Below are 24,429 nucleotides of genomic sequence, written 5' to 3' on the forward strand. Positions count from 1 at the left end.
TCTCGGAATCTAACTCACACACGAGTAAGAAGGAAGCAAAAGAAAGGGAACATCTAACCACCTTGGAAGGCAATCCTCGGCACATGAGTCTGGACGACGCGGCGAAGACGGCCGTGGAGCAGTGTATGGCCCTTCAATCGGACGAAAGCTGTGCAGTCATCACCGACGACAAACGGTGGGACATCGGCAAGGCCCTGTACGACGCGGCCAGCGAAATCACGGACGATGTCGTCATCGCGCGCTACCCGGTCGGCAATCAGCACGGCGAGGAACCACCGGAACCCGTCGCCGCCGCGATGGCTGGCGCGGACGTATTCCTCGCCCCCACCACGAAGAGCCTCAGCCACACTCGCGCACGCGGCAAGGCGAACGAGGCGGGTACGCGAGCGGCCACCCTCCCCGGCATCACGGAGGAAGTGATGGTCACCGGCCTCTCGGCCGACTACGAAACCATCGACCAGCACTGTCAGGACGTGCTCGCGCAGGTCGAAGGCGCACAGGAAATCCGCGTCACGACCGACATGGGAACCGACATCACCTTCGAACCCGGCGACCGCGAATGGTACGACGACACCGGCCTCTGCCACGACCCCGGCGACTTCACCAACCTCCCCGCCGGAGAAGTCTTCGTCAGCCCCGAGAACGTGAACGGTCGCTACGTCGTTGACGGTACGATGCGCCCCCACGGACTGCTCGAAGACGGTCAAACCCTCGAATTCGAGGTCGAAGACGGCTACGTCACGGAAATCAGCGACGACGAAATCCGCTCGCAGGTCGAAACCGCCGCGGAAGAAGTCGGCCAAGACGCCTACAACCTCGCCGAATTGGGTATCGGCACGAACGTCGCGGTCACCGAACTCGTCGGTTCAGTCCTGCTAGACGAGAAGGCCGGCGGCACGGTTCACATCGCAATCGGCGACGACGCGGGAATCGGCGGCGACACTGACGCCCCACTCCATCTCGACGGCATCATCCGCGACCCGACAGTCTACGCCGACGGGGAAGAAGTCGAACTACCGCGACCCTGAAATCGAGCATAGATGCCGATTATCCACGGAACCGAAGTTCACGGCGTCGAAGTCGATGCGGAGACGCGATGCTCGCATTACGACACCGAGCGAGACGTAATCGCAATTCAGTTTCCGTGCTGTAACGAATACTATCCCTGTTTTCGATGTCACGACGAAGTGGCTGACCACCCCCGAGAAACGTGGCCCGAAAATCAGCGCGATGCGGAGGCGGTGCTGTGCGGAGTCTGCGGTTCCGAACTGGCGATTGCGGAGTATCTGAGCTGTGAATCGCAGTGCCCCGAGTGTGACACGGATTTCAATCCGGGGTGTGCGAACCATTATCATCTGTATTTTGACGGCTGATTCGTCTCCACGCACTTTTACGGCCTGAATCCCTACACCGGAATATGAGCGAAACAGCGGAACGTGTGGCAGTGGTTTGCCCATCCTGTTCCCCCAACGTCGAAACCGTCCACGAGGTGCTCAAACCGGGTGGCCAAGCGACGGTTCGTTGTACCGAGTGTAGCCACGTCCACAAGACGAAAATCGAGCGCGTACAGACCGAGGAAATCGACGTCATCGTCTCCCAAGAGGGCGAGTCGTTCTCCGCGAAGGCCGACGTGCCGGTCGAGGAAACGCTGGCGGTCGGCGAGGAGTTCGTCCTCGAAACCGACGAAGCCATCTTCGTGGTCAGAATCACGAGCCTCGAACAGGATGAGAACCGCCGCGTCGAGGAATCCGTCGCCGAAGATGTCGAAACCATCTGGACACGCGCAGTGGACAACGTCTCGGTCAACGTGACGATTCATCCGAACGACGGCCGCCGGGACAACTCCCGCGGCGTCAAGGTGAACATTCCGGGCGACTACGAGTTCGTCGTCGGCGAAACCGAGGAGTTGGCGAACGAGGAGTTCACCATCGACGGCATCCTCGTCACGGACGACGCGAGTGGCTACAATCACGACCGACTGGATTTCGACGGCGATACGGTCGTCGCAAAGGACGTAAAGCGCATCTACGCCGAGGACGAAGGTTCGACCGCTTGGTCGGCGTGGTAACGTGTTCGACCGCGGCAACGGCGGGTTCGAAGACGAGCGAGAATCGCTCGTCGCCCAACTCGCCGACCGCGACCGAATTCGGCGCGAGACGACACTGAACGCACTTCGTTCCGTTCCCCGTCACGAGTTCGTTCCTCGACACCGGCAGCGGGAAGCCTACGACGACCGACCACTTCCGATTGGGAACAACCAGACCATCAGCGTGCCGCACATGGTCGCCGTGATGACCGACCTGCTGGAACTGTCGCCCGGCGACCGCGTGCCCGAAATCGGAACCGGGTGTGGCTATCACGCCGCCGTGACCGCCGAAATCGTCGGGCCTGAAAACGTCTTCAGCATCGAGTATCACGAATCGCTGGCACAGGCGACACGCGACCGATTCCGACGGCTTTCACAATCCGGCCGATTCGACTACGACGACATTTCGATTCGCGTCACCGACGGACACGATGGCTGGCCCGAACACGCGCCCTACGACGCCGTCTATTTGACTTGTGCTACACCGGATTTCCCATCTACTGTGGTCGAGCAAGTTCGTCCCGGCGGTCGTCTCCTTGCACCGCTCGGAGACGACCCGCAGGAACTCGTCCTCGCGGAAAAGCAAGATGATGGCTCACTCGCCCGCGAACCGCACGGCTTCGTGCGGTTCGTTCCGATGCAGGGAGAGTAGTTTTTTAGCTCCCACACGAGCAGTCGGTATGGACTACCGCGAACTCTGTCTGCTGTGGGCGGCCCGCGAAACGGGCATCATCGAGACGGTCATGTTCGACGCGGGGACGGTCGAGGAAATCGCACAGGAAACCGGCGTCACCGAGCGCGCCGCGAGAATCACGCTCGAAGCGATGGTCGAAATGGGTTTTCTCAAACGATTGGGCACCGAATACGAAGCAACGAACCGCGCGCTCGGCCTCTTTGCGAAAACCGACGTTCGCTCGATTGGGAGTGTTCCGCACCAGATGGACTGTCTCGCTCGCTGGTTCGAACTACCGGAAACGATGCGAACCGGTTCACCCCCCGAAACGTCGGAGAATTGGACGCAAAATTTCATGGGCGCGATGGCAACCGTAAACGAAACCACGGTTCGGTCGTGCGTCACGGAGGCGATACACGAATATCCCGACGCAAACCGGGTTCTCGACATCGGCGGCGGCCCGGGCGTTTTCGCCAAGGAGTTCACCCGAAGAGGCTTCGAGGTGACGTTAATCGACCAACCCGACGTTATCGACATCGACAGCAGATTTCTCGAACGCGAACCCATCGAACTGGTTTCCGGCGACGTGACCGACTCCCTTCCTGTGGGATTCGACCTCGCGTTCTGCTCGCGCGTCGTTCACGCCCTTGGCCCGGACGAAAACCGAAATCTCCTCGAAAACGCGTTCGGGGCGCTGGAACCGGGTGGAGTTGCGGTCTTCATCAACCAACTCCGAGGGCGCGCGGAAGGGGCCGCCGTCATGGGCGCGCACATGCTGGCTCAAACCGAACACGGCGACACCTACGCGGCGAACCAGTTCGAAGACTGGTTCGCGGACGCGGGGTTCGTAAACTTCGACATCCGGGATATTCCGGGCACGAATCAGCAAGCAATCGTCGGTCACAGGCCGCGCAATTGAAGCACGTCCGAATCCAACGCGGCGTATGGAACCGGCGGTACTGCGCGACGATATGGTCGCCAGTTTGGAGCACGAAATGAAGGGGCTGGTGCGGAGTGACAACGTCGGTCTGGCGCTTCGAACCGTCCCCCGTCACGAGTTCGTGCCGATAGACGCCGAGCAAGGAGCGTACGCAGACCAGTCGTTCGACCACCGCGGGACGCGCATCCTCGCCCCGAGCATCGTCGCCAGACTCCTCGAAGCACTCGACGTGCGGGAAGACGATTCGGTTCTCGTCGTCGGTGCAGGTGTGGGCTACACGTCCGCAGTACTGGCGGAAATCGTCGGCGAACGTAACGTCCACGCCATCGACATTACTCGAACCATCGTCTACGAAGCCCGAGAAAACCTCGAATCCGCGGGCTACGGCGGCGTATTCGTCGATTGTGGCGATGGTGCCGATGGCCTGCCGGAGTACGCGCCGTTCGACCGAATCCTCGTGGAGGCGGCGGCCATCGAACCGCCGCGAACGCTCGTCTCGCAACTCGCCGACGATGGCAGACTCGTCATTCCACTCGGAAGTGGAATCCAGCGACTCGCCGCCGTCGAACCCTCCGATTCGGATTCTGGGTCTCCCGAAACAGTAGAGGAGTTCGGGAAGACCGCTTTCGCGCCGCTCCTCGTGGAGGGCGAACAGTCCGACACTATCGAGCGCAACCGAACCAACCGCGAAGACCGCGAATTTGCGGAGCGTCACGCCCAGACGCGGCGCGGGTGGGAACACGAGTGGATCGATTGGGACGGCTACTGATAACCTAGCTTCTGTTTGCCTCAATCACTGATGACCAGTATTCGAGTGTTTTCGCGCTTGTCGGCGAACTCACTTCCCGCAGGTGGTTTGATGTCGATTTCGAGCGTTCCATCGTCCTGATTCGGACCGAGTCCGGGGTCTATCGAAAGGCGCGCTTGCCCGTCACTTTCCGTCGTCGCGGTTTCGATTCGCTCTACCCTCGCCGAATCGCTTTTCACCACGACGGTTGCGTCCGACACGGGATTTCCATCCGCGTCGATGACGGCGATTTCGACCGTCTGCTGTCCCGGTTCGATGACTTCGGGTTCGGGTTTTGCATCGAGTTCGCTCACGGCCAAGCCGTTGAGTCCGGACAGCATGTTCATCATGACCGAGAGACTGGCGACGCCGACGACGAGCGCGATGACCAGTCGAATCGGCAGGCCTTCGATTGCGCGGTTGTCCGACCGAAACCGCTGACGTATGGACATGGCCTGGAGTGGTTCCGTTTTCGAATATAAACCTTCGTCCGAGGATTTATCCGAAAAACCGCAACCAGTTCCCGCCATGACGGAGGTTTTGGGACGAACTCGCGACGAGGGGATTTCGGGACACCTCGGCCACTACCGCGCGAGAGACGGCAGTGCGGGTGCACCAGTACGAATCGACTTCGACGGCCCGCACGTCTCGCTGGTGGTCGGGAAACGAGGCTACGGAAAATCCTACACGCTCGGCGTGCTGGTCGAAGAACTCGCCGATGCGAAGGGGGTCGCGCCGGTCGTCGCCGACCCGATGGGCGCGTTCACGACGTTTGGCGGGGTTTCGGGGTTCGAAGTCGTTTCCGAACCACGCGTCTCCGCCGACGCACTCCCGCCGCGGGCGTGGTGCGATTTGCTCGGTCTCGACCACGAACGTCCGACTGGGTCGCTGGTGTGGCGGGCGGCCACCGAATCCAATACGCTGGCTGGAATGAACGACTTCGTTTCGAATGCTGAGGCAAACTCGGCGACCTGTCGCGCCGCGCGAAATCATCTCGCGCTTGCGGAGTCGTGGGACATTTTTTCGCCGGATGGGCTCACCGCGGAGCAGTGTGTCGAACCGGAATCCGGCATCGTCCTCGACTGTTCGGGCTACGACGAATCGGCGATGAACGCCGTCGTTCGGGCGGTTGCGGAGGATTTGTATCGCGTCCGGATTGCCGAATCGGTTCGCAAACTGCCGTGGTTGGTGGTGGACGAAGCCCATGCCTTCTTCGGCGGCGTCGCCGCCCCCGCGCTCAGAACCATCGTCACCAGAGGACGGCGTCCCGGCGTCAGTTTGGTCGCGGCGACACAGCGCCCTGCCGTGCTACCCGAGGTTGCGGTTTCCCAATCCGACCTGCTCGTGGCCCATCGGTTGACCTCGCGCAACGACCGGGATGCGCTCGCGAACGCTCGTCCGGCCTACATGCAGGGGTCGTTTACCGACAGAATGCCGGAAACCCCCGGCTCCGCAGTCGTCGTGGACGATGCGACCGAAAGTGTTCACGCGGTTCGGATTCGGAAACGGCGGGTCGAACACGGCGGCGGAAGTCCGAGCGCGAGCAATGTCTGTTCTGGCGAGACGAATTCGCCTGTGACCGAACTTCGAAAAGGATAGGGTACGCTGTCGATTGCAGTCGAACACGAACGATGGGCCGCGATTTCCGACGACACGTCGGAAATCGCTCGATAGCCACTCGTTGGAAAGCGGTTCTACGATGCTACGATGTCGGTACAACAATCACACGCGCTGAAGCGTCTCGAACCAGTTCTTCTCATCGCAGTCGGCGGCTTCCTCGGCGCAGTTCTGCGGTACGCGGTGAGCGACGCGCTTCCCGGCGGATTTCCGTGGGGAACGCTCTTCGTCAACGTTGCCGGGAGTTTCGCGCTCGGTGTGTTGCTATACGAAGCGCATCTGGCGGACAGACTCTCTCCCGAAACCAGACTCGTTATCGGTACCGGCTTTCTCTCGTCGTTCACGACGTACAGCACGTTCGCGGTGCAAACCGCGGGGTTGTCGCCGATGTTCGCCGTTCTCAACGTCGGCGCGAACTACATCCTCGGATTTCTGGCCGTGCTTCTCGGTCGCCGGGTCGTCGGAGGTGTCGTCTCGTGAATCCCGCTATTCTCGTCGGTGTCGGCGGAATGTTCGGCGCGTTGAGCCGTCACTTCGTCGGGCAGCGATTATCGGGTGAGGGCCACGGAACCCTCGCGGTGAACGTGCTCGGGAGTTTCGTTCTCGGCGCGTTGACTGCTGGCCTGACGAGCGACCCGACTCTGCTCGCGCTGGTCGGAACCGGATTTTGTGGCGCGTTTACGACGTTTTCCAGCTTTGCGTTCGAGACGGTTCGGCTGTTCGAACGAGGAAAGCGCAGAAAGGCAGTGGCGAACGCGACGATTAACCTTGTCGGCGCGCTCGTGGCGGTCGGATTCGGTGTCCTCACGGCCAGCACGATTTCGCTCTGACTCTCAACTCGATGCTACATATCTATCCCACAGAACGATAGCAGAGGGTGTCACGAAGATGGCGGCAAAATAGGAGTAAAAAATGCTCAGAGCGGTCACGAGTCCGAACTGCCCCAAAACGGGCGTGATTGCGAGGACGAGAATTCCGGTTCCCGAAATCGTCGTGAGCATGCTCCCAGTCAGCGCGCCGCCGGTGCCGCGAACTGTTCGGGTGAGTGCGGCAAACACGTCACCTTTCGATTCCACGTCAGCCATTTCTTCGCCCAAACCTTCGTACTCGTCGGTAAACCGGTGGACGACGTGGGCCGAATAGTCCACGCCCAATCCTAACGCGATTGCGAGAACGGTTGCGGTCAGGGCGTTGAACGGAATCCCGAGCAGGCGCATGGTTCCCGCGAGCAGGGACACCGCAACGACGATTGGAAAGAGGTTGATGACGCCGAAAGCGATTCGTCCCACGATGATTCGGTAGAGAAGCACGAGGAAAACCGCGGTCGTGACCAACGCCGTTGCAAGGCTTCGAATCGCGGAGGTAAAGATTGTCGCGGCGATGGACTGAAACACCACGATTTCGCCGGTCGCAACCGCATCGAAGCGATATCGGTCGGCGACGAGTCGGGCATCCCGCGTAATCTCGTCCTGCGACGCACCGCTTTTCGTGGAGTAGACGACCTGCGCGCTCCGCCGGTCGTCCGAGATGTATTCCAACGCTTGCTCGCGGGCGGGAGAATCGAGCAGTCGGTCGTAGATCAGTTCGAGATTGTCGTCGGGAACGCCGTCGTCGTTTATGTCGTTTCGTTCGACCAGTCGCCGGAACTCCGGCGACTGGTCGCTGTAGCCCTGAATGACCGTGATGATGCTCGCCGAATCGGCTTGCCGGTCGGTTGCGAGAAACGAATCCGGCGGATTCCGATTGGCGTGTTGAATCGATTCGAGGGCGTACTCCTCCCGTAGCGGCCCTTCGACGTAAATCGTCACCGTGTCGTCCTCGGCGGACGCGAACTTCTCTTCCAAGAAATTCGTCACTTCGGTCACGGTGTAGGTCTCCGGCGCGAACGGTTCGGGAAGCACTTCGAGATACGCTGGCGTCTCCTCCGGCGGAAGGAAATCCTCGTTCGAAAACGTCGTGTCGATGCCGGTTGCGTAGACACCCGAAACGAGCGTCAGGGCGACTGCAACCGCGACGACGACAGTAGCACTTTTTCTGGCGAGGACGACGCTGCTCGATAAGGTTCGACCCAACAGCGAGCCTTCCTCGCCCAGCGGTCGCTCGCCGAACGTCGGCAGGTCGAACCGAACGCGGAGGTCGTCAGTGACGACCTTCGCGGCCGGAAGGAAGATACCGAAGATGAGGAAGGTGAAGACGATGCCGATGGCGGCGACGATTCCGAACTCCCGAATCGGTTGGAGGCGACTCGTCGCGTTCGACGCGAATCCGAGAACCGTGGTTCCGGTGACGATGAAAAACGCGACGAGCAGTTGGTCGGTCGCGCGCCGCATCGCCGGTTTGACTTCCGCCCCGACGACGCGCTCCTCGCGATAGCGGTTGATAGCGTGGATTCCGTAGTCGATTCCTACGGCGAGCAAAAGCGGCGGTACGGCGACCAACAACTGCGTGAACGGGATGCCAACAATTCCCGTGAACCCAAGCGTCCAGACGATGGTCATCACCAACGAGACGACCCCCAAAACGAGGTCTACCGGGTCGCGATAGGCGAACAGCAGAAAGACGAAAATCAGTATTCCGGCGGCGGGAATGACGATGATGAGCGAATCGAACGTGACGCTCGACAACTCGTCCGTGAGGATGCCGCTTCCGAACACTCGGATATCGCTATCGACGGAACTGACGACCGACTGCGACCGAATCTGTATCCCCGCGAGGGGGTCTGTTTCCGGCGACGCTTCCGCGCCCGCTTCCTGTGAAACGCCGCGTGGAATCGCGTGTTCGACGATGCCGATGGTCGCCGAGGCGGATGCCGACCGGCGATTGAAATCCCTGCTCAACAGCGCCCGAAACTCGGGATTTTCCGCGGCCTGCCGAACCGCGACTTCGATTTCCGTCGGCGTCGCCCGCTCTAGAGTGCGAACCTGGGCTTCGAGCGTCGTCGCGTTCGGGTCAAGCGTTTGTGCGACGATTCCGGCGGCGCTGGCCGTGGACGCGACCCGAAGTTCTTCGCGCTGTTCGAGTCGGTACTGCGCCCGCAGCATCGCCAGCAGTTCCGGTTTCGACAGTACGTTGCGTCCGCTTTGAATCAGTTGCGTGCTTCCGTTTTCCGCTTCGAACGGTTGCGTAAATTCTTCGTTGACGTTTTCGAACGCCTCCAGCGCGGGGCTGTCTTCCGTGAACTGACTCGTCCCTGCCTCGGTCGAAACGCGGGTGAGGCCGACGCCGAACACGGCGGTCAGAACGAGAAAGGTGAGGAGAACGGTTTTCGAACGACCGACAATCCACTCGTCGGCCCAGTCGATGACTGCTTGGTAGTCAACCACCGCCGCCACCTCGACTTCTCCGACCTCCCCGCGCGGCCCGCCACCGCCGGAATGCGACGAATCCGCCGACGCCAACGAGAACGACTCCGAGGACGAGAATCAGTGGAAGCAATATTCCGCCGCTCAGGAACGAAAGAACGCCGTTTCCGTCCGGTTCGGTTACCCGAACCGGCACCTCGTAGGTGTCCGAAAGTTGGCTCTCTCCGTCGGGCATTTCGTACTGGAAATCGACCGACATCGGATACGTTCCGGCCAATGCCTCACCCTCTGCACTCAGGCTGAACGCAATCGTCGCCGATTCGTTCGGTTCCAGTCGCGTGATGAACGCTTGGTCTTCTTCGAGCGTGAGCGGGCTATCGACGAACGCACGCGCGTCGATGTTCCGGAGCGTCCTGTCGTCGTTGTTCGTGACGACGAGCGAGATGGTCGCACTCGACCCCTGTTCCACCGACGCACTTTGTGGTTCGATGATGAACTCGTCCCGTTGAGCCCCGACGCGAACCGCGGTTTCGAGCGGTTTGCTCTGGCGTGAATCCCCGTCCTGATTCTGGTAGCGCACGACGAACGAGAACTGTCGCGGCCCGCGGTCTGCGCTCTCGCTCACGTCGATTCGATAGCGAACCGGAACCGATTCGCCGGATTCGAGCGTTCCGAGGGCGTACTCCGTTTCCCGTGGGAAGGCATTATCGCCCTGCGACTGAAGAACGAGCACCGCGTTCTCCGCGGTTTGCGGCCCTTCGTTGGTAACCTGTCCAGTAACGACTCCCTCGTCACCGACGCGGAGCGTGCTGCTCACGTCGGTGAGCGAAAACGACTGCTCCGGGGCCGGAATGATGCCAATGAGTTGTGACTGCGTTTGATTGCGCGAACCGTCTTCCCGATACGAGACTGAGATACTGAAGGGGTAGCTGCCGCCGACGGTGTCGTTGCTCGCCGTCACCTGATATTCGACCTGCACGTCCTCGTCGGTCACCCATTCGCTGACGAACTGGCTGGCGTTCCGCGACTCCCCGAGCCGGAGTTGGTCGTTTTGAGATTGCAGAGAGATGACCGCGTCGCTCACGTCTCGTCCTGTGTTTTCGAGCGTGAGCGAGACGGTTCCAGTATCGCCCGCCTGCACGTTCGAGGAGATGGCCGTCACCTCGAATCGCTCCAACTGAATCGGCTGTGTGGGCCGAACGTCGAACGTGTACGGCCCGGCCCGCTCCCGGGAACCGTTTCTCGCGGTGTACGAAATGAAGGCCTCGAACGGATAGTTCCGTATCTCTGCGAACTCTTCCGCTAGCAGTCTGTACGTGACTGTTCGCCGTTCGCCCGAAGACCAGTTGCCGACGGATTGGCTGGCGTTCTGTGACTCCCCGAACCGAACGCTCTCGTTCGGCGACTGCACCGCGATTTGTGCGTTCGTGATGTCCTCACCGGTGTTCTCGAACGTCAGTGAGAGGTTACCGGTTCCATCCACTGGAACGTTCGACGTGACGGAGACGAGTTCGAAGTCCGCAGTTCTCCCTGCCTCCGTCGTTTGCGTCTGCTGTCCGATGTCCGCCTTGGAGTGGCTTTCGCCCATCGCTATCCCGCCTCCGACGATTGACGCCTGCGCGACGAGAAGAATCACGACGAAAACCGGAACGAACGCGTTCCGGGTCATCTTCGATAGGTCACCCGTCGCTTCGACTGCACCATTCCCCACCCGTCCCGCGTGAGGACGGAGCGTTTCGAAACGCTCCGTCCCCTATCTGGCGTCATTTGTCCCCCTCTCCTATCGTGTCACGTCACGATACTTCCTATAGATTTGCCTCCTCGCCGGTATTTTCCCGACCGTTCGTATCGGTAGAATGATTATTTATCGTCGAGAAGCGTTTCGTATGCTTGGTTCCGAGTGCCGCATTTTCGAGGAGGGATGGCCGTGACAACCGTGACGAGTTTGTTCGAGCGAGCACTCGGTGAGGAGTGGACGCAACTCCATCCCGAAATCCGTGAACGATACGGTCTCGTGACCGACGACGGCCGAACGGCAATCGGCCGGGGTCGGATGACTCGCCTCTCCCGCGGCGCAATCGCGCTCCCCGTACTGTGGCTCGGGACGACCCAAAACTTCCTTTTCCCCGAAGGCGGCGACGATGTTTCGTTCGAAATTCGCTCCGATGCCTTCATCGACGCCCGGGGATACGAAGCACTGACGCTTCGGCGTCGGTTTGAAACTGACCCCGTCCGGCGGTTCGACGACACGATGCGCTGGAATCCGGAGCGAAACTGTATCACCGATTTCTTCGGAACCGACGGCAGAATCGTGGCCGACATCCATCTCTCGGTCGAGGACGGCGGCCTCGCTATCCGCCTCGGCGATCAGTGGATTCGCGTCGGTGACCGGTACGTTCCGTTTCCGAAACCACTCACCGCCGACGCGACGCTTCAGGATTGGTACGACGAGTACGCGGGGCGGTTCCGCGTGGCGGCAACGGTGACGAATCCGTTCGCGGGCCACATCTTCGGCTATCAGGGCACCTTCGATAACGACTGGCAGAAGGCGGACGAAAACCGCCTCACTAACCGGCGTCTCGGCAGTATTCGGCTTCCGAATCCGTCTGATTCGTCCGATTCGCCGGGTGCAAGTCGATGACCACGGTAGGCGGACAAAACAGTGCTCCTCACTTCACCAATTCCCATCCGACCATCGTCGGATTTCGATTGACGGACGCAAACACAGTGTTCGGTGCAATTCTGTGGTCGATGTTGGTCGCCGCGGATATTCTTTCGACGGTCGAACTGTTCGTCGCGCTCGCGGTGCTCGTCATTCTTCCGCTCGGACTCGGCGTTGCGATGACTCCTCGTCGTTCAGGGAGGACACCGCTCGTCTATCGACTCGCGGTGTTCGGACAGCCCCCGGCGGCGATTTTGGCCGTTGCGTCGTTCACGTTTCCCACCGCTTCAGTCAGTGCAGTCGCACTCACGCTCCCGTGGGTCGCAGTGACAGCCTGCGTCGCACTGTTCGGACTGTGGCGTCTGCTTCCTCGCGGTTTCACGCCGCTTCCGGAACTCGCAATCGACGCTGCCTTGCTGTACGTTCCGGTCGGTGCGGTCGCACTCTTTCTCTCCCGCGCCGGCATCTCGTTTCACTTCAAGCCGATTATCATCCTGCTCACGGTGGTTCACTACCATTACGCCGGATTCGCGCTCCCGCTCATCGCGGGGATGGCTGGCCGACTCGTCACGGACGACAGTGGTCGATTCGGGTCGGATTTCGCCGGTCGTGCGATGGCCGCGACGACGCTCGTCATCGTAGTGAATCTCGCGCTCATCGCCATCGGAATCACGTTCTCGCCGCTGGTAGAAGTCGTCGCAGTCGCGTTTTTCACCGTCGCAGTCGTCGTCTTTGCGCTCTCAATTCTGGGCAGTGTCGTCCTGCAAGTTGACCGAGTTCGGGGCGTCCTGCTCTCGCTGGCGGCCGTCGCCGTCGTCTGGACGATGGCGCTCGCGCTCGCCTACGGCTACTCGGCGTATCCCGGAACGCCCCAGTTGGTCACCATCGACGAGATGATTGTCTAGCACGGGAGCGTCAACGCATTCGGATTCGCGCTTCCCGCACTGCTCGCGTTTCGACTGACGACACCGGAATCGACCGTCGTCTGATCCCCGCCTCCTGTTTCTCGACTCGCTTCCCGTGGCCGAGTCGGTGTCGACTTTCTGGCCCAAAATGACCAAACGGCGATGCAACCGGGATGCTGTCGGATTTCGACGCCCTCGCTCGGGATAGATTCGTGGTTCGGCAATTCTACGAGGTTTTTTTGTTGGGGCGACCGCTCGTAACGCTTCAGTATTCGATTAGGTAAAAACGAGCAAGACAGAAGTCTCTTTTAGAAGTCAAATTTTAGAAAACGCCCGAGGCGGGATTTGAACCCGCGTCACAACCGTGACAGGGTTGTATGATGGGCCACTACACCACCCGGGCCTGTGACGCAGTTATTTCTTTTTCGCGCCGTTATTAAGGGGTGTCGATTTACTCTTCCTTTGTCAACCTATGGCACATACATAATACGAGCCATCCTCTTATCTATATTTCTCCATCAAACTCGTAATCCTTTGCCCAGTTAATCGAGGGGTGATTTATTTTAGCGTTGAATCGAAGTTCCATTTTCTGCTCAGTCGCTTCCTCGATTTGTATCCAATAGATTTTCTCGTTTTTTGGGTACCGAACGAGGAAGGCATCTACTTCGCCGTGATATGTATTTTCGTGATATTTTCCCTCTTTCGTAGTCTGGGTATGTGTATTGAATCGCATCGTCCCCTCTTTGTTCGTCCAACTTGTTTTACATTGAACTCGATAGAGTGACCCATCATCGTCTACTATAATATCGTATTTGTCGTTGTCTCCAAACGGAATCGAAACACTGTATCCGTGAGAAATCAGCGTGTGGATTATCTTCGCCTCAGTTTCGTCACCTTTGTCTTTCGTATTCACTGTGCCGCTCTCCTCTATGCTATTACTGTCGAATGTATGATTATAAAAATAGTCTTTTACGATAAAATAGTCAACTGTTGTTCCACAAGCCCTAGTATGTCACTTCCGAGCAGTCGCTTTCTAGTACTGTACTCGGAAAGAATCAAGTGCTCATCAAACAAGCGACTTCTTGTAACTTCGTCCAAAAACGCCGAAGCGGGACTGAGTGAATGCGGTTTATTCGCGAAGGTCGAAAGACGCGGAGCGCCTTTCGGGATTTGAACTACGCCAAGACGTTCCTGCTCGCACGGAAAAAACAAGTTCCTCCCTGCTCTCGTTCGTTCCTTCGTCACGTTCGGCAAAGCTGACCGCTCACGGTTTTGAAAGTTGAAAAAGCGCCCGAGGCGGGATTTGAACCCGCGTCACAACCGTGACAGGGTTGTATGATGGGCCACTACACCACCCGGGCCTGTGACGCAATTATCCCTTTCTGGCTTGCACGCTTAAGGCTTTCCAAACGAAGGCCGTGTGTCGGAGCGAACCGTGCTATGGTACGACTCCCCACATGCCAAAATAATTTATACCAGAACGGAGTAGATACTGGCGTTAGAGAACTGCCCGCACGGTGGTGCGGGGTGCGATAGCCGGGCGTGTGCGCGCTACTTAGCAAGCCTTAAATGAGTGCCGCCAGTAATACCCTGTAGTATCTCGTGATAGCCATTTCTCCCGCTGGTCAGAAAATCGCGCACACATGGTAGACGTAAGCCAACACAAGATGGTTCCGGAGCACTCCATCGTCGATGAGGGCGAACTCGACGACGTGCTTGAGGAATACGAAATCAAGAGTACAGACTTACCAAAAATCAAGCGGACGGACCCTGCGTTGCCCGACGATGCGGAAATCGGCGACGTTATCAAAATCGTTCGTGACTCTCGGACGACTGACAGGGCAGTCGTATACCGACTCGTGGTGGAATAATGCAACGGGAAGACCGACGCGCACTATCGAGGCAGTATTTCTCGAAAGAACGACTCGCAGAGCATCACTACCGCTCGTTTAACTCCTTCCTGACTCGCGGCATGCAGGAAGTTGTGACCGAGAAAGGCACTATCGACACGGACATCGGCGATAAAGAGGGCGAAGAACCGGTGTTCGTGGAACTAGGCGACGTTCGCGTCGTCACTCCGCGCGTGCGTGAGGCGGACGGGAGTGAAGAACTCCTCTATCCGCAGGAGGCTCGCCTCCGCAACATCACCTACGCCGCGCCGGTGTTCATGGAGATGACCATCGTCAAAGGTGAAGGCGACGACAAGCGAGTCGTCGATACGACCGAGACGAAGGTCGGCCGGATGCCGGTCATGGTCGGCTCCGAGAAATGTAACATCGCCAACTTCGAGGAAGAGGACTTGGTCGAAATCGGTGAAGACCCGGCCGACCCCGGTGGCTACTTTATCGTCAACGGTTCCGAGCGAGTGCTGATGACCTCGGAAGACCTCGCACCCAACAAGATTCTCGCCGAGTACGACACGAAGTACGGCGACGAAATTCAGGTCGCAAAGACGTTCAGCCAGCGCCGTGGATACCGCGCGCTGGTGCTGGTCGAGCGAACCCGCGACGGCCTGCTCGAAGTGTCGTTCCCGTCGGTTTCGGGAAGCGTCAACTTCGTCACGCTCGTTCGCGCGCTAGGACTCGAATCGGACGAGGAAATCGTCCACCGTGTCTCCGACGACCCGGAAATCGTGAAGTTCATGCTCGAAAATCTGGAGGCCGCGGAAGTCCAGACCCAAGAGGAGGCAATCGAGTCCCTCGGAAAGCGGGTCGCCTCCGGGCAGGGCAAAAACTACCAGTTGAAACGAGCGAACTACGTCATCGACCGCTACCTTCTGCCGCACCTCCACGAGGACGGCGTCGAGGAGGAGGAAGTTCGCATCAACAAGGCGTACTACCTCGCTCGAATGGCCGAGGCGTGTTTCGAACTCGCGCTGGGCCGACGCGATTCGGACGACAAAGACCACTACGCCAACAAGCGTCTGAAGGTCTCCGGCGACCTGATGAAAGACCTGTTCCGCACGGCGCTGAACAAACTGGCACGGGACGTGAAGTACCAGCTTGAACGTGCGAACATGCGAAACCGACAGTTGTCGGTGAACACCGTCGTTCGTTCCGACGTGCTGACCGAGCGACTCGAACACCCGATTGCGACCGGAAACTGGGTCGGCGGCCGCTCCGGTGTGTCCCAGTTGGTTGACCGCACGGACTTCATGGGTGTGCTTTCACACCTTCGCCGTCTGCGTAGCCCGTTGTCGCGGAGTCAGCCCCACTTCGAGGCGCGCGACCTGCACGCGACCCAGTGGGGTCGCATTTGTCCCTCCGAAACGCCGGAAGGGCCGAACTGTGGGCTGGTGAAGAACTTCGCGCAAGCGATGGAACTCAGTCAGAACATCGAAGACGAACAGGAACTCAAACAGGAACTCTCGTCCATGGGTGTCGAGGGCATCCCCGGAATCGAGAGCATCGAAGGGAGCGCAGACTAAATCATGAGTCAGGGACGAGAAGCGAAAGTGTACGTCAACGGGAGTTTGGTCGGGACACACCCCGACCCGGAACAGCTCGCAAACCAAGTACGGGAGGCGCGCCGACGCGGCGACGTCAGTGAGATGGTGAACGTGTCGGTCAAAGACCGAACCCGCGAAGTCATCATCAACGCCGACGCGGGGCGTGCCCGCCGACCCCTGCTCGTTATCGAGGACGGCGAACCCCTCATCACCGAAGAGGAAATCGAAGCCGTCAAAGCGGGCGATTTCTCGTTCGAGGAACTCGTCGAGCGCGGTAAAATCGAGTTCATCGACGCCGAGGAAGAAGAGGACATCTACGTCGCGGTCGACGAAGGTGACCTCAACGAAGACCACACACACCTCGAAATCGACCCACAACTCATCTTCGGCATCGGTGCCGGGATGATTCCGTACCCGGAACACAACGCCAGTCCGCGTATTACGATGGGTTCGGGGATGATGAAACAGTCGCTCGGTCTGCCTGCGGCGAACTACCGGATTCGCCCGGACACGCGCCAGCACCTGTTCCACTATCCGCAGTTGTCGATGGTGAAGACGCAGACGACGGAGCAAATCGGCTTCGACGACCGCCCTGCGGCGCAGAACTTCACCGTCGCGGTCATGAGCTACGAAGGGTTCAACATCGAGGACGCGCTCGTCCTCAACAGCGGGTCGGTCGACCGCGCGCTCGCGCGCTCGCACTTCTTCCGAACCTACGAGGGCGAAGAACGCCGGTACCCTGGCGGTCAGGAAGACCGATTCGAAATCCCGAGCGACGACGTGCGCGGCGCTCGCGGCGAGGACGCCTACACGCATCTGGACGAGGACGGTCTGGTCAACCCCGAGACGCGCGTTGACGAAAACAGCGTCTTGTTGGGGAAGACGAGTCCGCCGCGATTCTTAGAAGAACCGGACGACATGGGCGGCCTGTCACCGCAAAAACGCCGTGAAACCAGTGTCACGATGCGGTCGGGCGAATCCGGGGTCGTTGACACGGTGACGCTGATGGAAGGCGAGGACGGCTCAAAACTGTCGAAAGTGTCCGTTCGTGACGAACGAATCCCAGAACTCGGTGACAAGTTCGCATCACGGCACGGCCAGAAAGGTGTCGTCGGCCACATCGCGCCGCAGGAAGACATGCCCTTCACGCAGGAAGGTGTCGTCCCTGACCTTATCGTCAACCCACACGCGCTCCCGTCGCGCATGACGGTCGGGCACGTGCTGGAGATGATTGGCGGCAAAGTCGGCGCGCTGGAAGGACGGCGCGTCGATGGTACGGCGTTCACTGGCGAAGACAAAGAAGAACTCCGCTCGGCGCTCGAAGAACGCGGGTACAAATCCTCCGGTAAGGAAATCATGTACTCTGGCGTGACGGGCGAGAAGATTGAAGCGGAAATCTTCGTCGGTACCATTCTGTACCACAAGCTGTACCACATGGTGTCGAACAAGCTCCACGCCCGGTCGCGCGGCCCGGTGCAGGTGCTAACTCGACAACCGACCGAAGGTCGTGCCCGTGAGGGTGGTCTTCGTGTCGGAGAGATGGAGCGTGAGGTGCTCATCGGTCACGGTGCGGCGCTGGCGCTCAAAGAACGGCTTCTCGACTCTTCCGACCGCGAGTGGATTTACGTCTGCGGTCAGTGTGGAATGAGCGCAGTCGAGAACATCGACCAGAACCGCGTGTACTGTCCGAACTGTGAGGAGGAGACGGACATCCACGAAATCGAGATGAGCTACGCGTTCAAGCTCCTGCTCGACGAGATGAAGGCGCTCGGAATCGCCCCGCGACTCGAACTGGAGGACGCAGTCTAACATGGCAACGAATCAAACTCCCAAGGAAATCGGCTCTATCAGCTTCGGCCTGATGGACCCGGAGGAGTACCGCGAGATGTCGGCGACGAAAATTATTACCGCCGACACGTACGACGACGACGGGTTCCCAATCGACATGGGACTCATGGACCCACGACTGGGCGTCATCGACCCCGGTCTGGAATGCAAGACCTGCGGGCAACACTCCGGGTCGTGTAACGGTCACTTCGGCCACATCGAACTCGCCGCGCCGGTCATCCACGTCGGCTTCACGAAACTCATCCGCAGATTACTTCGCGGAACCTGTCGCGACTGTTCCCGACTCCTCTTGACCGAGGACGAACAGGAAAAGTATCACAGCATGCTGAGTCGGACGAGGGAACTCGGTAACGACCTCACCGACGTGACGAAGGCGGCGATTCGGGAAGCCCGTAAGAAAGACCGCTGTCCGCACTGTGGGGAAGTTCAGTACGACATCAACCACGAGAAACCGACGACCTACTACGAGGTACAACAGGTTCTCACGAGCGAGTATTCGGAGCGCATCGCGTCCGCGATGCAAGGTCGTGACGAGGACGGCGAAGAGGACGAAGACCGCGACCCAATCGCGCCGCCGGAACTCGCGGAGCAGACGGACATCGACCTCTCGCGTATCAACCAGATAATTTCGGGCGAGTTCCGCCCACGAGAGGAAGACCGGAAAGCCATCGAGAAGGCACTTTCCATCGACCTCACCACCGAGGACATGAACAAGTTGATGCCCTCGGACATCCGCGACTGGTTCGAGGACATTCCGGATTCGGACATCGAAGTGCTCGGTATCGACGCAGACCGCTCGCGTCCTGAGTGGATGATTCTCACCGTCTTGCCCGTGCCGCCGGTGACTGCCCGTCCGTCGATTACACTGGACAACGGCCAGCGCTCCGAGGACGACCTGACCCACAAACTAGTGGACATCATCCGCATCAACCAGCGATTCATGGAGAACCGTGAGGCTGGTGCCCCACAGCTGATTATCGAGGACTTGTGGGAACTGCTCCAGTACCACGTCACGACGTTCATGGACAACGAGATTTCGGGAACGCCACCCGCCCGTCACCGCTCCGGGCGTCCGCTGAAGACGCTCTCCCAGCGGTTGAAGGGTAAGGAAGGGCGCTTCCGTGGCTCGCTGTCCGGAAAGCGTGTGAACTTCTCGGCGCGTACCGTCATTTCGCCCGACCCGACGCTCTCGCTGAACGAAGTCGGTGTGCCGCAACGTGTCGCCCGCGAGATGACTCAGACGATGAACGTCACGCCGCGCAACATCGAGGAAGCGCAACGATACGTTCGAAACGGTCCGGAGGGTCATCCAGGTGCGAACTACGTCAAACGACCCGACGGACGACGACTCAAAGTTACGGAAAAGAACTGTGAGGAACTGTCGGAGAAGGTCGAACCCGGATGGGAAGTCAACCGCCACCTTGTGGACGGTGACATCGTCATCTTCAACCGACAGCCATCCCTCCACCGGATGTCCATCATGGCCCACGAAGTGGTCGTGATGCCGTACAAGACGTTCCGACTGAACACTGTTGTCTGTCCGCCGTACAACGCGGACTTCGACGGGGACGAGATGAACATGCACGCCCTCCAAAACGAGGAAGCACGCGCGGAGGCGCGCGTGCTCATGCGCGTGCAGGAACAAATCCTGTCCCCGCGCTTCGGTGAGAACATCATCGGCGCGATTCAAGACCACATCTCCGGAACGTATCTGCTCACGCACGAGAACCCGCAGTTCAACGAGACGCAGGCGCTCGACCTGCTTCGTGCGACTCGAATCGACGAACTGCCGGAGCCCGACGGTGAGGAAGAAGACGGAACGCCGTACTGGACTGGCCGGACGCTGTTCTCGGAACTCCTCCCCGATGGACTGGAACTCGAATTTACGAGTTCGGCTGGCGACACCGTCGTCATCGAAAATGGTCAACACATTAGCGGAACCATCGACGAGGACGCGGTCGGCGCGTTCGGCGGAGAAATTGTTGACACCATCTGTAAGGTGTACGGCGAAACCCGTGCCCGCCACTTCATCAACGAAGTTGCGACGCTGGCGATGCGTGCCATCATGCACTTTGGTTTCTCCATCGCAATCGACGACGAGACGATTCCGACGGCGGCCCAAGAGCAGATCGACGAGGCAATCGACAACGCCTACGAGCGCGTCCAAGACCTCATCACGACCTACGAGAACGGCGAGCTCGAATCCCTGCCGGGTCGAACGGTGGACGAGACGCTCGAAATGAAAATCATGCAGACGCTCGGCAAGGCCCGTGACTCTGCCGGTGACATCGCGGAAGACCACTTCGCGGACGACAACCCAGCAGTCATCATGGCCGAATCCGGTGCGCGTGGGTCGCTTCTGAACCTGACCCAGATGGCTGGCTGTGTCGGCCAGCAGGCAGTTCGGGGCGAGCGAATCAACCGCGGGTACGAAGACCGCACGCTCAGCCACTTCCAAGCGGACGACCTGTCCGCGGACGCCCACGGCTTCGTGGAGAACTCCTACACTGGCGGCCTGAGTCCGCTCGAGTTCTTCTTCCACGCGATGGGTGGCCGAGAGGGACTCGTGGACACGGCAGTTCGTACCTCCAAATCCGGCTACCTCCAGCGTCGTCTGATTAACGCGCTGTCCGAACTCGAAACGCAGTACGACGGTACGGTGCGCGACACCAGCGACACCATCGTTCAGTTCGAGTTCGGTGAGGACGGCACCTCGCCGGTTCGGGTGTCCTCCGACGAGGAGAATCCAATCGACGTGGAACACATCGCGGACAAAATCATAGACGAGGAGTTCGACAGCGAGAACCGCAAACTGGAGTTCCTCGGCGAGCGCCAACCGCCGACGAACCTCTCCGAACACGCCGACGCACGGCAGGTGGAATCAGATGACTGAAGTTACGGACGACATGGAGGCAATCGTAGAGGACACGGAGCTTCCGCGACGCCTCAAAGACGAAGTGTACGAAACCATCGAATCGCGCGACGGGATTTCCGTCGAACAAGTAGACGAAATCGCACGCGCGGTCGAAACACGCTACTTCAACACGCGAGTTGACCCGCTCGACCCGGTCGGAACGGTGAGCGCCCAATCCATCGGAGAACCGGGAACGCAGATGACGATGAACACGTTCCACTATGCGGGTGTGGCAGAAATCGACGTGACCCAAGGGCTTCCGCGACTCATCGAACTCGTGGACGCCCGGAAGACGCCGGACACGCCGATGATGACGGTGCATCTGGACGACGAACACGCCGACAACCGCGAACGCGCTCACGAAGTCGTCTGGCAAATCGAGGCGACGAAAATCCTCGCGCTCGGTGACATCTCGACAAACGTCGCCGACATGATCGTCTCAATCAACCTGAACGAGGACACGCTCGAAGAGCGGATGATTACGCCCGACGAAGTCGCGGGAATCATCGAAGACAGCCTCGGTGTCGAGACGAACCAGCAGGGGACGGTCATCGAGTTCGGTCCCGACCAACCGAGTTACCGCAAACTCCTCCAGTTGGTCGAAGAACTCCGCGAAATCGTCTTCAAGGGAATCGAGGACATCACCCGCGTCGTCATCCGGAAGGAGAAAATGGACGACGACAGCGAGGAGTTCGTCCTCTACACCGAAGGCTCCGCGTTCGGTGACGTTATCGAAATCGACGGCGTGGACGCCTCGCGCACCACGTCGAACAACATCCACGAGATTTACCGCAATCTCGGCGTCGAAGCGGCCCGCGAAGCCATCATCGAGGAGACGATGGATACGCTGGAAGAACAGGGTCTCGACGATGTGAACGTTCGACACCTGATGCTGGTGTCGGACATCATGACCAACCGAGGTACCATCGAATCTATCGGTCGCCACGGTATCTCCGGCAGCAAGGAATCCGTCCTCGCGCGGGCGGCGTTCGAGGTGACGGTGAACCACCTGCTCGATGCCGCCATCCACGGCGAAATCGACGACCTGAACGGCGTCATTGAGAACGTCATCGTTGGCAAGCCAATCAAACTCGGCACGGGTGACGTTGACCTCCGGATGGGCTCGGTCAGTCGCGGCGCAGAGCCTTCGGACTGATGACGGTCACCCTTTCCGACACGGCACGCCAGTACATCGCCCTCTTCGAGGACGAAACGGGCGCGACGGCCCGTGACTGTGTCGTGTTGACAGAGGAGAACGAAACTACGGATGGCGAGGATGTAAATCGCATCATCTTCGTCGTCAAGCCGGGCGAGATGGCGCAAGCCATCGGCCCCGGCGGCGAGAGCGTTCAGGCGGTCGAAGACCGCCTCGACGCGAACGTGGAACTGGTGGAAGACGCGGACAGCGCGGACACCTTCGTCGCAAACGCGCTCGCTCCGGCGGAAGTTCTCCACGTTACCATCAGCGAGAACGACGACACGGTGGCCTACGCAGAAGTTGCGCAGGCCGACACCGGGGTCGCCATCGGTGCTGGCGGTCGCAACATCGAGGCGGCGAAATTGCTGTCGGAACGCCACTTCGACGTGGACGACATCCAGTTGACCTGAATCGAATCGTTTTTGCTGTTTTCTGTGGATTCTCGTTTTTCGATTCGTTGTAACTGGAGCGGTACACTCGACATCGTCCAACGAATCCGTTGGCTGTGCTTAGACTCACTGAAACGCGCTCAAATCGCTCTATCGTACCCTTTCGAGCGACCTGCGGGCGTAACGCCGAACCCAAAAGACACTGTTTAAGTAGCTCCATCGAATAGTCCACAGCATAATGGCGAACGGTAAGTACGCGGCTCGGAAGCTGAAGAAAGACCGCCAGAATCACCGGTGGTCTGACTCCGATTACGCCCGACGAGAGCGTGGTCTCGGTGAGAAATCCGACCCTCTCGAAGGTGCGCCGCAAGGCCGAGGTATCGTGCTGGAGAAAGTGGGCATCGAAGCGAAACAGCCCAACTCCGCAATTCGAAAATGTGTCCGTGTCCAGCTTATCAAGAACGGTAAGCAGGTGACGGCGTTCTGCCCCGGCGACGGTGCAATCTCGTTCATCGACGAACACGACGAGGTTACCATCGCGGGTATCGGCGGTGCGAAAGGTCGTGCAATGGGTGACCTTTCCGGCGTCAACTACAAAGTGGAGAAAGTCAACGGCGTGAGCATGGAAGAACTGGTTCGCGGCAATGCGGAAAAACCGGTGCGATAAATCATGAGTGCAGACGAAGAACAACCAGAACCCGACGCACACGTTGGAACGGAAGGCGAAGGTGCCACCGCGGAACTGTTCGGCACGTGGGACGTGACGAACATCGAGTTCAGCGACCCGAGCACGGAACGCTACATCTCGGTGACGCCCGTCGCACACACGATGGGTCGCCACGCTGGCAAGCAGTTCCAGAAGAGCGAAGTCAGCATCGTCGAGCGTCTCATCAACCGTCTCATGCAGACCGAAGAGAACACGGGCAAGAAACAGCAAACGATGAAAATCGTCCGCAACGCGTTCGACATCGTACACGAGCGCACCGAGGAGAACCCGGTGCAGGTGCTCGTCCGCGCAGTCGAGAACGCCGCCCCGCGTGAGGAAACCGTCCGCCTCAAATACGGTGGCATCTCCGTCCCGAAAGCAGTCGACGTTGCGCCCCAGCGCCGTGTCGACCAGTCGCTCAAATTCATCGCAGAAGGCGCCTACGGTGCCTCGTTCAAGACCGCGACGGACGCCGAGGAGGCACTGGCACAGCAACTCATCGGTGCCGCGGATTACGACGTGCAGGCATACGCGATTAACCAGAAAGAAGAGAAAGAGCGCGTCGCTGCTGCGGCACGCTAAATTCGGTTTCCTTCCCTCTGGACTCGATTTTCACGTTTTATTTTTGCTCTTTCAGCGACGGCGTTTTTGATACGAGGTCGTTTTGTTAGCGGTGTACAATCGACAATCGGTCGCGCAAACAACCGCAGAGGTATCGCTGGCAGTTGTGATTGTTACGATTGTAGAGGTATATGGCTAGCAATTCACGACTCCAAACTAACCGCCTCCGCTACCGCACCGCGACGGCCACGTTCCTCCCCAACCGATTCCTTCACTCGCTGTCGCTCGTTTCAGTCATCCACCATCAGATAGTCATTCACCATCAGAGGCAAGCTCCGACGAGCCATTCGCTCGCTCCTCCGTCGCTCACGAAGACCTCGCACGTTGTCGGCA

General features: G+C 59.4%; 24 protein-coding genes and 2 tRNA genes. 19 read left to right on the plus strand and 7 right to left on the minus strand.

Features of this window, described 5'->3' with window-relative positions:
* Window positions 1-83: 83 nt before the first annotated feature.
* Genes BW974_RS01305 through BW974_RS01330 form a run of 6 tightly spaced genes read left to right on the plus strand, consistent with a single transcriptional unit; the run spans window position 84 to window position 4,468 of the window.
* A complete protein-coding gene (locus BW974_RS01305; protein ID WP_076427300.1) occupies window positions 84-1,028 on the plus strand; it encodes an aminopeptidase in 945 nt (314 codons plus the stop codon).
* 12 nt (window positions 1,029-1,040) lie between these two features.
* Window positions 1,041-1,373 (plus strand): CHY zinc finger protein, encoded by a 333-nt coding sequence (locus BW974_RS01310; protein ID WP_076427302.1) that lies wholly within the window; start codon window positions 1,041-1,043, stop codon window positions 1,371-1,373.
* A 44-nt stretch (window positions 1,374-1,417) separates the two neighbouring features.
* Window positions 1,418-2,068, plus strand: a complete 651-nt coding sequence (locus BW974_RS01315) for an HVO_0476 family zinc finger protein (protein ID WP_076427304.1) — start codon at window positions 1,418-1,420, stop codon at window positions 2,066-2,068.
* 1 nt (window position 2,069) lies between these two features.
* Window positions 2,070-2,738, plus strand: a complete 669-nt coding sequence (locus BW974_RS01320; protein WP_076427306.1) for a protein-L-isoaspartate(D-aspartate) O-methyltransferase — start codon at window positions 2,070-2,072, stop codon at window positions 2,736-2,738.
* Window positions 2,739-2,766: 28 nt separating this feature from the next.
* Entirely contained in the window at window positions 2,767-3,678 is a 912-nt protein-coding gene (locus BW974_RS01325; RefSeq protein ID WP_076427308.1) for a class I SAM-dependent methyltransferase, read from the plus strand.
* 25 nt (window positions 3,679-3,703) lie between these two features.
* Window positions 3,704-4,468, plus strand: coding sequence for a protein-L-isoaspartate O-methyltransferase family protein (locus tag BW974_RS01330; protein ID WP_076427310.1), 765 nt, complete (start codon window positions 3,704-3,706; stop codon window positions 4,466-4,468).
* 20 nt (window positions 4,469-4,488) lie between these two features.
* On the opposite strand, the gene BW974_RS01335 is transcribed toward BW974_RS01330, so the two are convergent.
* Window positions 4,489-4,938, minus strand: a complete 450-nt coding sequence (locus BW974_RS01335) for an Ig-like domain-containing protein (RefSeq protein WP_076427312.1) — start codon at window positions 4,936-4,938, stop codon at window positions 4,489-4,491.
* Window positions 4,939-5,014: 76 nt separating this feature from the next.
* Between BW974_RS01335 and BW974_RS01340 the strand changes: the two genes are divergently transcribed.
* The 3 genes from BW974_RS01340 (at window position 5,015) to crcB (BW974_RS01350) (ending at window position 6,933) form a co-directional block, all read left to right on the plus strand.
* On the plus strand, window positions 5,015-6,085 hold the full coding sequence (locus tag BW974_RS01340; RefSeq protein ID WP_076430180.1) for an ATP-binding protein: 1,071 nt from the start codon (window positions 5,015-5,017) through the stop codon (window positions 6,083-6,085).
* 108 nt (window positions 6,086-6,193) lie between these two features.
* Complete coding sequence (gene crcB, locus BW974_RS01345) at window positions 6,194-6,583, plus strand: fluoride efflux transporter CrcB (RefSeq protein WP_076427314.1); 390 nt, start codon at window positions 6,194-6,196, stop codon at window positions 6,581-6,583.
* A complete protein-coding gene (crcB, locus tag BW974_RS01350) occupies window positions 6,580-6,933 on the plus strand; it encodes a fluoride efflux transporter CrcB (RefSeq protein ID WP_076427316.1) in 354 nt (117 codons plus the stop codon). Before crcB (BW974_RS01345) ends, crcB (BW974_RS01350) begins: the two co-directional genes overlap by 4 nt.
* Before the next feature lie 3 nt (window positions 6,934-6,936).
* On the opposite strand, the gene BW974_RS01355 is transcribed toward crcB (BW974_RS01350), so the two are convergent.
* Window positions 6,937-9,426, minus strand: coding sequence for an efflux RND transporter permease subunit (locus tag BW974_RS01355; protein ID WP_076430181.1), 2,490 nt, complete (start codon window positions 9,424-9,426; stop codon window positions 6,937-6,939).
* On the minus strand, window positions 9,419-11,116 hold the full coding sequence (locus BW974_RS01360; protein WP_245799871.1) for a COG1361 S-layer family protein: 1,698 nt from the start codon (window positions 11,114-11,116) through the stop codon (window positions 9,419-9,421). The genes BW974_RS01355 and BW974_RS01360 overlap by 8 nt, the downstream gene beginning before the upstream one ends.
* Window positions 11,117-11,332: 216 nt before the next feature.
* Here BW974_RS01360 and BW974_RS01365 point away from each other — a divergent pair, with 216 nt between their 5' ends.
* A complete protein-coding gene (locus tag BW974_RS01365; protein WP_217694295.1) occupies window positions 11,333-12,046 on the plus strand; it encodes a DUF4166 domain-containing protein in 714 nt (237 codons plus the stop codon).
* Window positions 12,043-12,972 carry a YndJ family transporter gene (locus BW974_RS01370; protein WP_084186172.1) on the plus strand — a complete coding sequence of 310 codons (930 nt, stop codon included), beginning with the start codon at window positions 12,043-12,045 and terminating at the stop codon, window positions 12,970-12,972. Before BW974_RS01365 ends, BW974_RS01370 begins: the two co-directional genes overlap by 4 nt.
* On the opposite strand, the gene BW974_RS24495 is transcribed toward BW974_RS01370, so the two are convergent.
* From BW974_RS24495 to BW974_RS01385, 4 genes are all read right to left on the minus strand, one after another.
* Window positions 12,969-13,196, minus strand: a complete 228-nt coding sequence (locus BW974_RS24495) for a hypothetical protein (protein WP_139328793.1) — start codon at window positions 13,194-13,196, stop codon at window positions 12,969-12,971. The genes BW974_RS01370 and BW974_RS24495 overlap by 4 nt on opposite strands.
* Before the next feature lie 106 nt (window positions 13,197-13,302).
* Window positions 13,303-13,375 (minus strand) — tRNA-Asp (locus BW974_RS01375).
* A 102-nt stretch (window positions 13,376-13,477) separates the two neighbouring features.
* On the minus strand, window positions 13,478-13,885 hold the full coding sequence (locus tag BW974_RS01380; RefSeq protein ID WP_076427319.1) for a group I intron-associated PD-(D/E)XK endonuclease: 408 nt from the start codon (window positions 13,883-13,885) through the stop codon (window positions 13,478-13,480).
* Window positions 13,886-14,260: 375 nt separating this feature from the next.
* Window positions 14,261-14,333: transfer RNA gene (locus BW974_RS01385), tRNA-Asp, on the minus strand.
* 282 nt (window positions 14,334-14,615) lie between these two features.
* On the opposite strand from BW974_RS01385, the gene BW974_RS01390 reads away from it, so the two are divergent.
* From BW974_RS01390 to BW974_RS01425, 8 genes are all read left to right on the plus strand, one after another.
* Window positions 14,616-14,843 (plus strand): DNA-directed RNA polymerase subunit H, encoded by a 228-nt coding sequence (locus tag BW974_RS01390; RefSeq protein WP_076427321.1) that lies wholly within the window; start codon window positions 14,616-14,618, stop codon window positions 14,841-14,843.
* Window positions 14,843-16,399: a DNA-directed RNA polymerase subunit B'' gene (locus tag BW974_RS01395; protein ID WP_076427323.1), complete on the plus strand. Its 1,557-nt coding sequence runs from the start codon at window positions 14,843-14,845 to the stop codon at window positions 16,397-16,399. The genes BW974_RS01390 and BW974_RS01395 overlap by 1 nt, the downstream gene beginning before the upstream one ends.
* A 3-nt stretch (window positions 16,400-16,402) precedes the next feature.
* A complete protein-coding gene (gene rpoB / locus BW974_RS01400; protein ID WP_076427324.1) occupies window positions 16,403-18,229 on the plus strand; it encodes a DNA-directed RNA polymerase subunit B in 1,827 nt (608 codons plus the stop codon).
* Between the two features lies 1 nt (window position 18,230).
* Window positions 18,231-21,161: a DNA-directed RNA polymerase subunit A' gene (locus BW974_RS01405; protein WP_076427326.1), complete on the plus strand. Its 2,931-nt coding sequence runs from the start codon at window positions 18,231-18,233 to the stop codon at window positions 21,159-21,161.
* Window positions 21,154-22,338, plus strand: a complete 1,185-nt coding sequence (rpoA2, locus tag BW974_RS01410) for a DNA-directed RNA polymerase subunit A'' (RefSeq protein WP_076427327.1) — start codon at window positions 21,154-21,156, stop codon at window positions 22,336-22,338. The genes BW974_RS01405 and rpoA2 overlap by 8 nt, the downstream gene beginning before the upstream one ends.
* Window positions 22,338-22,790, plus strand: a complete 453-nt coding sequence (locus BW974_RS01415; protein WP_076427329.1) for a NusA-like transcription termination signal-binding factor — start codon at window positions 22,338-22,340, stop codon at window positions 22,788-22,790. The genes rpoA2 and BW974_RS01415 overlap by 1 nt, the downstream gene beginning before the upstream one ends.
* A gap of 217 nt (window positions 22,791-23,007) precedes the next feature.
* Window positions 23,008-23,436: a 30S ribosomal protein S12 gene (locus BW974_RS01420; protein WP_049971655.1), complete on the plus strand. Its 429-nt coding sequence runs from the start codon at window positions 23,008-23,010 to the stop codon at window positions 23,434-23,436.
* A gap of 3 nt (window positions 23,437-23,439) precedes the next feature.
* Complete coding sequence (locus BW974_RS01425) at window positions 23,440-24,057, plus strand: 30S ribosomal protein S7 (protein ID WP_076427331.1); 618 nt, start codon at window positions 23,440-23,442, stop codon at window positions 24,055-24,057.
* The last annotated feature ends 372 nt before the right edge of the window (window positions 24,058-24,429 follow it).

The organism is Haladaptatus litoreus (assembly GCF_900156425.1).
GTDB lineage: Archaea > Halobacteriota > Halobacteria > Halobacteriales > Haladaptataceae > Haladaptatus > Haladaptatus litoreus.

Coding starts and splice junctions, on each gene's coding strand:
- BW974_RS01370 (WP_084186172.1), top strand. CDS start 12,043: ATGACCACGGTAGGCGGACAAAACAGTGCTCCTCACTTCACCAATTCC.
- BW974_RS01405 (WP_076427326.1), top strand. CDS start 18,231: ATGGCAACGAATCAAACTCCCAAGGAAATCGGCTCTATCAGCTTCGGC.
- BW974_RS01330 (WP_076427310.1), top strand. CDS start 3,704: ATGGAACCGGCGGTACTGCGCGACGATATGGTCGCCAGTTTGGAGCAC.
- BW974_RS01390 (WP_076427321.1), top strand. CDS start 14,616: ATGGTAGACGTAAGCCAACACAAGATGGTTCCGGAGCACTCCATCGTC.
- BW974_RS01335 (WP_076427312.1), bottom strand. CDS start 4,938: ATGTCCATACGTCAGCGGTTTCGGTCGGACAACCGCGCAATCGAAGGC.
- BW974_RS01310 (WP_076427302.1), top strand. CDS start 1,041: ATGCCGATTATCCACGGAACCGAAGTTCACGGCGTCGAAGTCGATGCG.
- BW974_RS01420 (WP_049971655.1), top strand. CDS start 23,008: ATGGCGAACGGTAAGTACGCGGCTCGGAAGCTGAAGAAAGACCGCCAG.
- rpoB (WP_076427324.1), top strand. CDS start 16,403: ATGAGTCAGGGACGAGAAGCGAAAGTGTACGTCAACGGGAGTTTGGTC.
- BW974_RS01395 (WP_076427323.1), top strand. CDS start 14,843: ATGCAACGGGAAGACCGACGCGCACTATCGAGGCAGTATTTCTCGAAA.
- rpoA2 (WP_076427327.1), top strand. CDS start 21,154: ATGACTGAAGTTACGGACGACATGGAGGCAATCGTAGAGGACACGGAG.
- BW974_RS01425 (WP_076427331.1), top strand. CDS start 23,440: ATGAGTGCAGACGAAGAACAACCAGAACCCGACGCACACGTTGGAACG.
- BW974_RS01305 (WP_076427300.1), top strand. CDS start 84: ATGAGTCTGGACGACGCGGCGAAGACGGCCGTGGAGCAGTGTATGGCC.
- BW974_RS01415 (WP_076427329.1), top strand. CDS start 22,338: ATGACGGTCACCCTTTCCGACACGGCACGCCAGTACATCGCCCTCTTC.
- BW974_RS01315 (WP_076427304.1), top strand. CDS start 1,418: ATGAGCGAAACAGCGGAACGTGTGGCAGTGGTTTGCCCATCCTGTTCC.
- BW974_RS01325 (WP_076427308.1), top strand. CDS start 2,767: ATGGACTACCGCGAACTCTGTCTGCTGTGGGCGGCCCGCGAAACGGGC.
- crcB (WP_076427314.1), top strand. CDS start 6,194: ATGTCGGTACAACAATCACACGCGCTGAAGCGTCTCGAACCAGTTCTT.
- BW974_RS01340 (WP_076430180.1), top strand. CDS start 5,015: ATGACGGAGGTTTTGGGACGAACTCGCGACGAGGGGATTTCGGGACAC.